This is a genomic window from Microbacterium sp. MDV22-iso44, assembly GCF_058629135.1.
Map to the genome: position 1 here is coordinate 114601 of NZ_JBZVWS010000003.1, position 12268 is coordinate 126868.

Consider the following 12268-nt stretch of genomic DNA (forward strand, 5'->3'; position numbering starts at 1 on the left):
CGTATTGACATCTGTCGATGGATCTGTGCATCCTCTATCCATCGAGCTTTGTCGATGCGTGTGAGGAGGCCCCAGGTGGACGATGTCCTGCCCGTCGTCGTCATCGGTGCGGGTCCGCAAGGGCTCGCCGCTGCGGCACACCTCGTCGAGCGGAACATGCCCGTCGTGGTCCTCGAGGCCGGTGCTGCTCCTGCTGCGGCTGTCGCGGAGTGGGGCCACGTCCGCTTGTTCTCCGAATGGCCCGAGCTCATCGACGCAGCCGGCGCCCGCCTTCTGCGCACGTCGGGGTGGCAGGCGCCCGCTGCCGGATACCCCACCGGCGACCAGTGGATCGGGAAGTACCTCGCCCCCCTCTCTACGGCGTTGGGTGATCGGATCCGCTTCGGCTCCCGCGTTACGGGTGTCTCCCGGATGGGTCGGGACCGGCTCGTCGATGCCGACCGCGGGGAGCAGCCGTTCACGGTCCACATCTCGCCCTCCGAGGGGGAGGAGTACCGGCTGCAGGCGCGGGCCGTGATCGACGCATCCGGCACGTGGGCCAGTCCGAACCCTGCCGGAGCCGACGGCCTGCCCGCGCTGGGGGAGGCCTCCGCGGCGGACCTGCTCTCGTACCGCATCCCCGACTTCCGCGATCGGGCGGGTTTCTCCGGCAAGCACACGATCGTGATCGGCTCCGGGCACTCCGCGGTGACCGCCGTCCTGGCCCTCGCCCGTATGGCTCGTCGCGACCCCTCGACGACCGTGACCTGGGCGCTGCGCCGCGCGACCGCCGGCAACACGTTCGGCGGAGAGGATGCCGACGAGCTGCCTGCGCGCGGCGCCTTGGGGATCCGGGCGAAAGAGTATGTCGATGCCGGTCTCGTCTCCCTCGTCACCGGGTTCCGCGTCGAGCGGGTCACTCATGACGGAGAGCGACCCACCGTGGTCGCGGAGGACGGTCGCACCCTCACCGCTGACCGCGTCGTGGTGTTGACCGGGTTCCGTCCCGACCTGTCGTTCCTCTCCGAGCTGCGATTGGAGCTCGACCCGACACTCCAGGCGCCGGTGCGGATCGCCGCGGAGGTCGATCCGAACGTCCACTCGTGCGGTTCCGTCGCCGCGACGGGCGCCGCGGACCTCGCTCAGCCGGAGCAGAACTTCTACCTCGTCGGGGCGAAGTCCTACGGTCGTGCGCCGACGTTCCTCGCCCTCACCGGGTACGAGCAGGTGCGCAGCGTCGTGGCCGAGCTGGCAGGCGATCACGAAGCCGCCCGCCGCGTAGAGCTGGTCCTGCCGGACACGGGCGCGTGCGGCGGCGCGGGACTGTTCGATGCGTCCGGAGCCTCGCTCGGTGGGGCGTGCTGCGCCCCGCCTGTCGCGCTCGTGCAAGTCGGCCGCGCCCCGGCATCCGTCTGATCCGTGGATATGCACACTGCATCGTCTCGGCCACCGCTGGCGCGCCGGATGCTGGCCGAGTTCATCGGAACGGGGATGCTCGTCACCGTCGTCGTCGGCTCGGGGATCGCCGCCCAGCGACTGTCCCCGAACGACGTCGGCCTGCAACTGCTCGAGAACAGCCTCGCCACGGCTCTCGGCCTCGCTGTGCTGATCCTCATGCTCGGCCCCGTGTCAGGGGCGCATCTCAACCCCGCCGTCTCGCTCGCGGACTGGGTGCTCGGTCGGCGCCGCGCCGGTGGCCTTCCCACGACCGACCTCGGGGGCTACCTGGCCGCTCAGCTCGCGGGCGGCGTCGCCGGGACGCTCCTGGCGGGCGTGATGTTCGACGTCGCGCCCGCGTTCTCGACGCATCAGCGAGCAACTCCCGGGCAGCTCATCGGAGAAGTCGTCGCCACCGCCGGGCTCGTGCTGCTGATCTTCACCCTCGCCCGTACGAGCACGCCGAGCGTGACCGCCGCAGCCGTCGGGGCGTACATCGGCGCTGCGTACTGGTTCACCAGCTCGACATCGTTCGCGAACCCTGCGGTCACGGTCGCCCGCATCTTCACCGACACCTTCGCCGGAATCGCCCCGGCATCCGCCGTGCCGTTCATCCTGGCGCAACTCGTCGGCGCCTCCATCGGGCTCGGCCTCCTCCTCGTCCTCCAGCCGACAGCCACACGCGCAGCCGGCCGTGCCGTCATCCCCACCGAACCCGAAACCACCCCGCAGGAGCACTCATGACCGAGACCACCAAGCCCGCCGTCCTCTTCGTCTGCGTCCACAACGCCGGCCGATCGCAGATGGCGGCCGGATACCTCCGCGCGATCGCCGGAGACCGCATCGACGTGTTCTCTGCCGGGAGTGAGCCCGGCAACGCCGTGAACCCGAACGCCGTCGCCGTCATGGCGGAGGAAGGCATCGACCTCGCCGGTGCCGTCCCCCAGATCCTGACCACCGACGCCGTGCGTCAGGCCGACGTCGTCATCACGATGGGATGCGGCGACGCCTGCCCGATCTTCCCCGGTAAGCGCTACGAGGACTGGGAACTCACCGACCCCGCCGGGCAGCCCCTCGACGTCGTCCGTGAGGTCCGCGACGACATCCGCGGGCGGGTCGAAGGACTCGTCGCCAGCCTGCTCTAGGTTTTCGCGCCACGCCATCGTCGCGGGCGCTGACGGTGAGTTGCCGGGTCATCGCTCTCAGTCGCGGCCTGATCCACCTTCTTCCATCCAGTCGCTTACCCGCGCGCTCTCGTCACTCAGGTCGCCTGCATCTGGCGGCGTGAATGCGATCGATTCGGCTAGCACTGCAACCGCGGCGGCGCGCGCCTTTTCCTGATGCGACGCGTCCTGGAACCGGTGGGCGTCGGCGTTTCGCTGGATCGCCAGATGAGTGTCGATGTCGCCCAGGCGCTGTGCGATCACGGAGGCGAGTCCATCACGGAGCTCTTCGAGATTGGTGTTGTGGATCTCAAGCCGACGGTCGGACACCCGCAGTTCCGCGGTCGAGTACCCGTGCGCGGACAGCTGCGCGCGAGTCTCGTTTCCTTGAATATCGGCTACCTCATCCGGCTCCACCCTGCGGGTGAAGACAGCTTCGACGGTGTATCGGTCGGGTGCATCGACGGTCATCAGCTCCGACGGGAGGGTGGTGACCAGGATCGACCGGAGGCCCAACAAGGCGGGGCCACTGCCCGCGCTCTTCACTTTTGCATTCATGAACCGACGTTACGCCTCCGGCCTGGGCGTCGCACAGAAACCGTCGGCTGCCCCAGCCTGTCGCTGGAGCGGGGACCTCGCCAGGCGCGCACTGGGGGTTGCGTCGGCCTCAGAAGACGAGGTCCCCTCTCAAACGGTCGTGCAAAAACAGGATCCCCTCACAATCACCCCCCAGGTGAGTGCAAGGGGATCCACCCATCTCCAAAACACGAGGATCAAAAGATCTGCGGTGCTGGCGGGGCTTCTCCAACCGGGCGGGCCCCCCGACCGCCCTCATTGCTGACAGTGTCACGGATCCCTGCGCACCGATAGGGGGGTAGCCGGATACCACCCGGCCGGACACTTCGGGGGCGTTGGTCAGATGACGTCTGCGGCCGCTTCGGCGCGATGGTCATCCGGCGGCTCGGACACGAGGTAGAGCCCGCTGGTCGCGTCGGCAAGGCGCGCGAGCTTGCTCAACCACGCCCTGTTGATGGTCGGCGCGCGGCTACCGCGGTACGTGAAGCTGAGCTTCGAGTCGGAGTGGATCCAGACCGCTCGTCGGCCGTCATCCATGCTGAGGTCCTCGCGCCAGGTGAAGAAGAACGGCTCACCACGTTTCAACTTGTTCCCGATCACGATCTGTAAATGCGCGAGCGCGCGATCTTCGATGTCGGTCTTCGCGTTGGTGCTGTAGTTGAAGCGCCCCATGGTGGTGACCTTCCCTTAACCGGACGCATCCCATCAGACACACTGCTGAGCAGTGCTGCGGATCCAACATTCTGGTGCCCCACTCTGCAGGTTCCTCGCGTCACGCCGATCGGGCGAGGGGTTGCGCGCCACACGACAACGTGATGGGCGGCGGGTGGCAGATCGAGATGTACGACTTATCCGGCGAGGTGGTTCCAGATGCCTGTGATGCCGGCGGCGCGTGCGATCGTGCTGTGGCTCGACTCGATAGTCTTGCGGCACATGGCGAACGGCTTCCCGCCGGTACGGCAGGCCACCCGGCTGCACGCGCCGTTCCGTTCGGTTCGGTTCAGCGGGCACGCTGGCCGCGAGGGGTCGTCAGATGGGGCAGACGTGCACGGCAGGCAGGTAGCGGCTCGCTGCGCTGATTCGCCCCGCGGCGGTCTGCGGTTCAGATCGGTGAGGGAATGACGGTCAGCGAAACCGTCGCGAAAGGGACGGCGTCGCTCGTCGTCTTCGCCGCGGCGCTCGTCGTCACGATGGCGGGGTCGTGGGTGCCCTCGTTCTGGTACGACGAGGCCGCCACACTGCAGCTCGCACGGCTGCCGCTGCCGGAGTTCTTCGGCTTCGTGATGCAGCGGGATGCCGTCCACGGGCTGTACGCGTTCATCATGCACGGGTGGATCCAGGTCTTCGGAGAATCCGAGTTCTCGGTTCGGTTCCCCTCTGCGCTCGCCGTCGCGGTCGGGGCGACCGGTGTGTTCCATCTCGGCCGTCGGTGGTTCGGGGTGGCCCCCGGCATCGTGGCGGTGGTGGTCTTCGTCGTCCTCCCGAGGATGACGATGCAGGGCATCGAGGCGCGGTCGTATGCGATGGCTACCGCCCTGCTGGTCGTCGCCGCTGTGCTCGTCGCGCGGGCGCGTGAGCGCCGTGGCTGGGCGCCGTGGATCGCTGTCACGGCGGCTGCCACGGCGTCGGTGTGGATGTTCGCGTATGGCCTGTTCGTGCTTCCCGCGCTCGCGCTGCTCGCGGACGACCCCACCCTTGCGAGGCGCACGCGGGTCCTCCGGGCTTCGGCCGCGCTGGTCGTTCCCGGATTGCTCGCTGTGCCCCTCGTGCTCACGATGATTCCGCAACGCGGTCAGGTGGCGTGGTTGTCCGGGCAGGACGTCAACCTCTACACCGTGCTGATAGAGCCGATGTTCGGCTCGGCGTTCTGGATGGTGATCGGGTTGGCGCTGCTGGTCGCGGTGGCGGTGCGAGCGGGGTGGCGGGTCACGCTGTCGCGCCCCGTGGTATCGCTCCTCGTCTGGCTGTTGCTGCCCGGCACCGTGCTCGTGACGCTGTCGCTCGCGGGGACGCCGGTGTTCACTCCGCGCTACCTGACCGTCTCTGCGCCTGCACTCGCGCTCTTGGTCGGCTCGCTTCTGGGGGGCGCACGTCGCCGGACCATCGTCGCTGCGAGCGTCCTCATCTGCATGCTCACGGTGCCGCATTACGTCGCATCGCGGTTGCCGATGGCGAAACCCGGGGGCATCGACCTTCGCGCCGCGGCATCCTTCATCGCGTCGCACGCCCGACCGGGCGACGCCATCCTGCTGGAGGCTGCAGGCCCGGCGGGAACCCGGCCACGCGTCGCCATTGCCGCCTACCCAGACGCCTTCGCAGGCCTCCGGGACATCGCGTTCGCATCGAGCTACGTCGGAACCGGCACCTACTCAGACTCCCTCGTCGATCCGAAGTTCACTGAGGTTCCCGGCGATGCCGACATCTGGGTCGTCACGAGAGATGGGTCGACGTTCGCGCAGCAACTGGCCGACAACGGATACGCTCCGGCATCCGTTCGAGACGTCGGTGGTCTGACGGTGGGCGAGTGGCGCCGGGATGACGCGCGCTGAGCGGAAGGTCAGAACGGCAGGTCGCGTGACCCCGGCGGGGCGATGAGGATGCCGGTGATCTTGCCGGAACCGTTGTAGGCGACGCGTCCAATCCACTCGCCGGCCTCATGCTGGAGGGTCACCTGCACGATCGCTCCCGTGCTCAGATGCCGGTTGGCGAGCTTGGCCAGCGGTGTGCTGCCGTCGGCCGTCCGCACCGTCGCCTCGACACACGCGTCGAGGCGACCGGATTCGCCCCGGACCTCATCCCACACGCCCATCAGCTTGCGTTTGGTCAGCGCGCGGCCGCAGGTATACGTCATGTGCGCCCGCACCGCCTCGTAGTCGCCGGCGTCCAGGTGCGCGAACACCTCGCTGGTCCGATCCGTCAGGTCTATCCCCGGTGCTGCCATCGTTTCCCCCTCGCCCTTGGCGCCGAATCGCTTGAAGGCCGCCTGTCGGCTGACCCCGAGCGCATCACCGATCTCCTGCCACGAGACGTCGTGAGAACGCGCCGTGGAAACCACCTCCTGCAAGCGCTCGCGCGAACGTCGCACCAACTGGTCGGCGTGACGGATGCCCCGAACCTCACCACCCGAATCGGGAGGGGCGCCTGCTCCGGCGGCCTCCACGAGTGAGGCGAGCTCGGCAAGCGACATGTCGCTTGTGGATGATCCGGCCATGGGGCGAGCGTACGAGCGAAGATCGTGAGTGTCAACCAAAGGGTGACATCACGCAATGCGACGGCGTGACACACTCACGCTGGCGGGCAGGTTGGCTCGATTCGATTGAGAGGATCATCGATGGCGGATGACGCCGGTTCCGATGACGAGCGCTGGCTCACCATCAACGGGCGGCGGTGGCGGCGCACCGATCCGTCCTTGCCCGCAGACCTCGTGGCGGCGCTGACCTCCCACCTCGGGCGCGGTCGATCAGGTGTGCGCCGCGCGCAGGGCGATCCGGACGCCACGTCAGCGTCACGCCGACGAGTCGACCTCGCCAAGCACGGGCTCGGCGAGCGGGGCCCGTACTGGTGGGACGAGCCGGAGGACGAGCGCCTCCGCAGAGCGAGGCAGGCGCTCGCCGAGTTGGAGGAACTCGAGGACTGAGAAGCTCAGCCAGAAAGAGATTTCGATAGGCGGTTTCGGTGCCTGCGATCCCTCTTCTTTCGTTATCTGAACGCGCGCACTCTCGGATCAGACGGGTCCCCGTCGTGAGAACCCTTCGCGACGGGGAGGTAGTCGAAGGGTGAGTGGCCCGTCACCAGCGCCGGGACACCGATCATCGGGAGATTCTCTGCGATACCGATCGATTCGAGCTCGGTGAGTATCACTCTCACGGCGCGGATAACAACGTGGCCCCGTGCTCGTGGGTGATCAGCCGCGAGACGATCAGTAGTTCATGACTCGTCACGGAAGTCGGAGATCGTGCGTCTCTCGAGGCGCGGTTCATCGAAGACAACGTCGCAGCCTTCGCTCTGGGGCGACTGGGCCTCGAATCCAACCTCGAGCGGCTTGTGCGCGCTGGGGAGCGAGAATGCGCGGATCAGCTCCCACCGTTCGCCGTCCAAGGACGCATGGAAGGCGAAGACGGTCCCCTTCCGAGACACGCGCAGGTGCACGTGATCACCATCGACGGTGAAGGCGTTGGCGTCGTCGGACACGCGATTGTTGACGACGCTGACAATCATGCCCTGCCCGCGTGGAGAGAACTCGAAGCAGAGCTTCGCCCACGTCTCACGATCGTGGCGCAGGAAAAGTACGCCGGCATCGAATGTGCCCGCGAAGCGCACGCGAACCCGCGCGCTGAGCTGGAAGTCGCCGGCGGGAGCGTCGGTGAGAAGTGTTGCGGCGTTGTGCAGCGTCGAAGAGGTGACCTGGCCGCCGTCGTTGCCGCCTGGGTCGGTGAAGATGTCCGTGCCCGGAATGCTGGATACACGGATGCTGCCCGAGACAGGATCTACCGACCAGCGGTCGTCGGGGAACGGCCGAAATGGGGTCTCAATGGTGGGGATGTATACCGTCATGCGATCACAGTATCGAAAAACCGTGCACATGCACGGTTTACAGGGCCATGGTCACCACTGCCTGGAAAGCAGCGCCTTCCGTCGTGCGCACCCGAGCAACGCGGCAGGGCCCAGCATGAAGACTGCTGAGAGGCAATGCCGGAAACGCCGGGGACGGCCTACGGTGCCTTCGCGACGAGAGTCGCCCAGGCGCCGGCCACGGTGTCGTCGTTTGACTGGATTTCGACGGAGACGGCTTCCGCTGCGGTATCGAATGTGAGCCCGGTCACCTCGCCGGGGCTCTCACAACCTTCCGCCCTCGCCACCATTCCGCTTGAAGAACCGGTGGCTTTGAAGGTGACGCTGGCCTCCGCCGGGGTGCAGTCATACCGGAGCGTGTAACGGACCCCTCGATCGGCCTCGCCCTGCGACATGTTGAGGCGATATGCACTGTTTTCGCCGCCCTGCGAGAGCGCGCGCGCTACCTCGCCGGTCACCTTCCCGGGCACCTCATAGTCGGGGTCGACGATCTTGAGCGCCACGAACGGAGAGTCATCGACGCCCGCCTCGGTGATCGATGGGCTTGGAGAGGGCGAGCGCTCAAGACCGACTGTCGAGATGCAACCGGACATCAATAACGCCGCCGATATGAGTACGAGGAAGCTCGGTGCGCGCCGCACCATGAAGCCCAGAGCCGGCCGGAAAGGATCGTTTTCGGCGGGTTCCGGTTGCGTAGCCTTCGAACATGAACAAGCCACTTCTGATTCAAGTCGCGGTTCTGTTCCCGTTGGTCGGAGTGGCGTCCATTCTGTTCGCGCTGGGGTGGTGGATCCCGGCCGTCGCCGCGTCAGTTGCGGTGACCGCTGCTTCGATATGGGTGAGACGAGCAGTCGTGGATATGCACGTGGATGAGGCCCTCGCCGCGCCTGAGCAGGACGTAGATACAGCCGACCAAGGCGAGCACGAGGGCGAGTCGCGGCTCGACCGATAACGATCGTTTGTGGCGGGACCGGAACCGTCGGCGCTTTAGAGGCGCCACAAACGATCACCGAAAACCCCTTACGGCAGGGATTTTCGGCGCATCGCTGCGAGGCGCGCGGTGTTGAATCCGACGCCGGCCCGCGAGACCTGTTCGGTGTCGCGGGCCTTCGCGTGCAGGTCAGCCGCGGTCGCGTGCCATTCCTGCTTCGGTGTTACGGGTGCCGACCGTGATGCCGTGCGGGGATGCGGCGTCGATGCGTTCGAGGTCGTTGGCGGTGAGTACGACGTCTGCGGCGGCGGCGTTCTCCTCGATGCGCGCGGCTTTGGCGGTGCCGGGGATCGGCACTGTGCCAGCCTGGATCAGCCACGCGAGCGCGAGCTGCGCCGTGGTGACGCCCTTTTCGTCGGCGATGACCTTGAGCGCTGCGACGACGCGGAGGTTCGCCTCGATGGCCTCGTCAGAGAACCGGGGGAGGTTGCGGCGGGCGTCGCCTTCAGGCAGGTCGTCTTTGCGGGTGACGGTTCCGGAGAGGAATCCGCGCCCGAGTGGGGAGAAGGGTACGAACCCGACGCCGAGCTCCGAGGCTGTGTCGAGGACGCCGTTGTGCTCGGCGTCGCGCTCGAAGAGGCTGTACTCGGACTGGATCGCTGTGATCGGGAACGTCGCATGCGCCCGACGAAGCGTCTCGGCCGAAGTCTCTGAGACGCCGATGTAGCGCACCTTGCCAGCAGCGACGGCTTCGCTCATCGCGCCGATGGTCTCCTCAATCGGCACTTTCGGGTCTGCACGGTGGAGGTACCAGAGGTCGACGTGGTCGGTACCGAGGTGCCCAAGGGACCGGTCGATCGCGCGGCGCGCGTGTTCTGAGGAGCCGTCGAGGCCGATTGGTTCGCCGTCGTCGGTGAAGTCCGTCGCGAACTTCGATGCAATGACCACACGCTCCCGGTCCGTGCCGAGGACGCGACCAAGGAGTCGCTCGTTCTCGAACGGCCCGTACGCCTCCGCTGTGTCGAACAGGGTGATCCCGAGGTCGAGCGCTCGACAGATGGCTTCGGTGGAGCCTGCTTCGGTGGCGCCGCCGTAGAAGGCGCTCATGCCCATGCATCCGAGCCCGAGCACGGAAGTCTGAAGGCCTTGGGAGCCGAGAGGGATCTGTTGCATGTGGTGTCCTTTCCTCGCCGGGGTGCCCCGGGCGAAGACAACCTTCCACACTGGTGTGCACACCATGTCAAGTGGCAGACTCAGTTCCATGCTGCTTCCCGAGGTCCACGTCGACGAGCCCGTCACGATCAGTGTCGCCGCAGACCTCCTCGGCATCACCGTCGACACCATCCGCTACTACGAGAAGGAAGGCATCGCGCCCTCGCCCGACCGTGGTCCGGACGGGTGGCGACGGTACGACACGGCCGCGTTGAGCTGGCTCGCCGGAACGGTGATGCTCCGCGGCACGGGGATGAGCGTGCAAGAGATGCGCGAATACGCGGCGGCGTACCGGGCCGGTGCTGATCATGCCGAGCGTCTTGCGCTCCTCGAACAACACCACTCGGCCGTCCTCGCCCGGCAGGCCGAGGTCCAGCGTCACTTGGCGGCGCTGGAGCGGAAGATCAAGGCGTACCGCCAGACCATCGTCGCGACGAGCGACAGCGCCCGACCGGCTGCCTGACGGCTCTGTCGGGTCAGCCGTCGGCTTGTGGGGGGCGCGATCAAGACACACGCATCGCTGCGAGAACGACGATCTCTGCGGAAGTGCCCACAGGGATGACTCCGCCGAAAACGATCGTTTTCGGCCGTATCGCGGACCATTCGCTGAGACGTCGACCGGAAACGTGGTTGGCAACCTGGTTTTCGGCGGGCGTTTCGGCGGCCCGGTGGCTGCCTCGAAGAATGCGTGCACGCGCGTGCTCGATGAGTGCGTATCCGGAACTTCAACCTGGCGATCGCGCGCTGCGCTGAGTTGCCTTGGGTCCGCCGGAGATGGTCGGTTGGACGAGGGAAATCGTCAGATGCGGGACTGAGCGAACTTGCCGCTCACTCACCCGAACAATCTGCATTGCCGTGTTTCGCGCGATGACGCGCTCCCTACTCTGAGGCAGGCATCTGGTGGAGCATCAGCGCATGCGTCATGCAGGCGCTTCACAATCGGGGGGTACGAGTATGTCGAGAAGCACACGTGGCACATCACGTCAGCTGATCAAGGCGCTGGTCGGGTGTGTGGTAGCGGTGGGACTTTTGGTTCCAGGGGCCGCTGCACATGCAGGGTGGAGTCAGTTGTACTCCAACAGCAAGGCGAAACAGGAGACCTGGTACGGACCAAGCCTTGCCGGATCGATTACCGGAACGCGCACATCGGTCTCTGGCTGGATCCCGGGCAAGAACGCCATCACCTGGGCTCGAACAGGCACTGGTACCTCGGCGTTCATCGGGTCCTCGAGCGGACTCGTGACCCAGGTTGACCATCCTGCCCGAAGTGCCCGTAGTACCGGCAAATGGCGTTTCGTAATCGACCCCACCGACCCGGGCACAATCACGCTCGACGTTTATCGAAATGGCACCGGTACGGGGCCGATGCGCATAGCCGGCACGTCGTCGGATGATCTGCACGTGCTCGACACGCTCCCGACGAGCCGGGATACGCGACTTGCTGGTGAAGCTGACGGGCTGAGCGAGACGGTCGACCTGGATTCACTGCGGGTCCTCGGGAAGGTCGGGTCGGCGACTTACGCCGCTGGATCATCTCTTGATGGAGGTGTTGCGCTCGTCGCCGTCGTTCCGGGTGGGGTTTCGGCTGTCGCGGTCGCGACTCCGGAGCAATTCGCCGCTCAGGGGCTCGGCATCAGTGTCAGCACCCCGGCGGTCGACGCCGCGCCCGTCTACCTCATTCCGGACTTCGCTGCGGCAGGTGATCGCGGGAGCGTCGAAAAGGTGGGCACGAACCTTATTGCGGAGGCTCCGCAGGAGCAGAACGGGCGGGCTGCAGGAACATTCATCAGCCTGGGAGACGAGTTCGCGTTGCTCCGGGTACCGGACGCTGGACTCGAATGACCCATTCAATGAGAGGCCACCGCCGGGGCTCCCCCTGGCGGTGGCCTCTCGGCCTGGGACTCCCGCTGATCATGCTGACGGGGTGCACTGCCTCGGACCTGCCGAGCATCCCTACCCATACCCCCGTCGCCTCACCAGCAGCCGTCGCCGCCAACGAACTGTTCTCCGTTCTGGATTCGCCGCAAGAGCCGAGGGATACGTACGTCCCCAGTGCGGCACCCTTCGCTGTTCACTTAGACGCAAGCTCCGCGCGATGGCTCTTCGACCACGGTGAGACACGTGGCTGGATCGTCGCCGGTGACGAGGGTGCAGACGAAGAGTGGGCCATCTGCCTCGCCCTGCAAAGACTCGACTCTCCCGGAGTCGGCTCCGTCGCCTGTACCGAGCCGGCCCAGATCGTCGACCAAGGGTATTTATGGTTCGAAGCGAAACTGGGGGAGGGCGCGGAGAACTTGTCGTTGTACCTCGTCGCAGATGGAGATGAGTTCGCCGGAGGCGGTCAATCCCTGTCAGACCGAGCCCAAGTCTTCATCGCACCAGGGCCCGAAGAAGCCCG

The 12268-nt window shown here is 66.5% G+C and carries 14 protein-coding genes; 8 read left to right on the top strand and 6 right to left on the bottom strand.

Annotated features, from left to right (window positions below; genetic code table 11):
- The first annotated feature begins 75 nt into the window (after positions 1-75).
- From AC4NN1_RS10820 to AC4NN1_RS10830, 3 genes are read left to right on the top strand one after another with little or no spacing between them, the layout of a single operon-like run.
- On the top strand, positions 76-1395 hold the full coding sequence (locus AC4NN1_RS10820) for an FAD-dependent oxidoreductase (protein WP_491955293.1): 1320 nt from the start codon (positions 76-78) through the stop codon (positions 1393-1395).
- Positions 1396-1404: 9 nt separating this feature from the next.
- Positions 1405-2160 (top strand): MIP/aquaporin family protein, encoded by a 756-nt coding sequence (locus tag AC4NN1_RS10825; RefSeq protein ID WP_491955294.1) that lies wholly within the window; start codon positions 1405-1407, stop codon positions 2158-2160.
- A complete protein-coding gene (locus tag AC4NN1_RS10830) occupies positions 2157-2561 on the top strand; it encodes an arsenate reductase ArsC (RefSeq protein WP_020098422.1) in 405 nt (134 codons plus the stop codon). Before AC4NN1_RS10825 ends, AC4NN1_RS10830 begins: the two co-directional genes overlap by 4 nt.
- 57 nt (positions 2562-2618) lie before the next feature.
- On the opposite strand, the gene AC4NN1_RS10835 is transcribed toward AC4NN1_RS10830, so the two are convergent.
- Complete coding sequence (locus AC4NN1_RS10835; protein WP_116227705.1) at positions 2619-3137, bottom strand: hypothetical protein; 519 nt, start codon at positions 3135-3137, stop codon at positions 2619-2621.
- 357 nt (positions 3138-3494) lie between these two features.
- The gene (locus AC4NN1_RS10840) at positions 3495-3827 is read right to left on the bottom strand and encodes a DUF7882 family protein (RefSeq protein ID WP_020098424.1); all 333 of its coding nucleotides are present in this window, start codon (positions 3825-3827) and stop codon (positions 3495-3497) included.
- Between the two features lie 446 nt (positions 3828-4273).
- Between AC4NN1_RS10840 and AC4NN1_RS10845 the strand changes: the two genes are divergently transcribed.
- Positions 4274-5704 (top strand): glycosyltransferase family 39 protein, encoded by a 1431-nt coding sequence (locus AC4NN1_RS10845; protein WP_491955295.1) that lies wholly within the window; start codon positions 4274-4276, stop codon positions 5702-5704.
- An 8-nt stretch (positions 5705-5712) separates the two neighbouring features.
- Here AC4NN1_RS10845 and AC4NN1_RS10850 read toward each other — a convergent pair whose 3' ends face one another.
- Entirely contained in the window at positions 5713-6366 is a 654-nt protein-coding gene (locus AC4NN1_RS10850) for a hypothetical protein (protein WP_491955296.1), read from the bottom strand.
- A gap of 120 nt (positions 6367-6486) precedes the next feature.
- Here AC4NN1_RS10850 and AC4NN1_RS10855 point away from each other — a divergent pair, with 120 nt between their 5' ends.
- The gene (locus AC4NN1_RS10855) at positions 6487-6792 is read left to right on the top strand and encodes a biopolymer transporter Tol (protein WP_336125191.1); all 306 of its coding nucleotides are present in this window, start codon (positions 6487-6489) and stop codon (positions 6790-6792) included.
- Between the two features lie 290 nt (positions 6793-7082).
- Here AC4NN1_RS10855 and AC4NN1_RS10860 read toward each other — a convergent pair whose 3' ends face one another.
- Both AC4NN1_RS10860 and AC4NN1_RS10865 read right to left on the bottom strand, forming a co-directional pair.
- A complete protein-coding gene (locus tag AC4NN1_RS10860) occupies positions 7083-7709 on the bottom strand; it encodes a DUF1349 domain-containing protein (RefSeq protein WP_018187647.1) in 627 nt (208 codons plus the stop codon).
- Positions 7710-7867: 158 nt separating this feature from the next.
- The gene (locus tag AC4NN1_RS10865) at positions 7868-8230 is read right to left on the bottom strand and encodes a hypothetical protein (RefSeq protein WP_491955297.1); all 363 of its coding nucleotides are present in this window, start codon (positions 8228-8230) and stop codon (positions 7868-7870) included.
- Positions 8231-8433: 203 nt separating this feature from the next.
- On the opposite strand from AC4NN1_RS10865, the gene AC4NN1_RS10870 reads away from it, so the two are divergent.
- On the top strand, positions 8434-8679 hold the full coding sequence (locus AC4NN1_RS10870; protein WP_491955298.1) for a hypothetical protein: 246 nt from the start codon (positions 8434-8436) through the stop codon (positions 8677-8679).
- A gap of 168 nt (positions 8680-8847) precedes the next feature.
- On the opposite strand, the gene AC4NN1_RS10875 is transcribed toward AC4NN1_RS10870, so the two are convergent.
- Entirely contained in the window at positions 8848-9831 is a 984-nt protein-coding gene (locus AC4NN1_RS10875) for an aldo/keto reductase (RefSeq protein WP_491955525.1), read from the bottom strand.
- An 88-nt stretch (positions 9832-9919) separates the two neighbouring features.
- On the opposite strand from AC4NN1_RS10875, the gene AC4NN1_RS10880 reads away from it, so the two are divergent.
- Positions 9920-10333 carry a MerR family transcriptional regulator gene (locus AC4NN1_RS10880; protein ID WP_336125182.1) on the top strand — a complete coding sequence of 138 codons (414 nt, stop codon included), beginning with the start codon at positions 9920-9922 and terminating at the stop codon, positions 10331-10333.
- 938 nt (positions 10334-11271) lie between these two features.
- Positions 11272-11712 carry a hypothetical protein gene (locus AC4NN1_RS10885; protein WP_491955299.1) on the top strand — a complete coding sequence of 147 codons (441 nt, stop codon included), beginning with the start codon at positions 11272-11274 and terminating at the stop codon, positions 11710-11712.
- Positions 11713-12268: the final 556 nt, after the last annotated feature.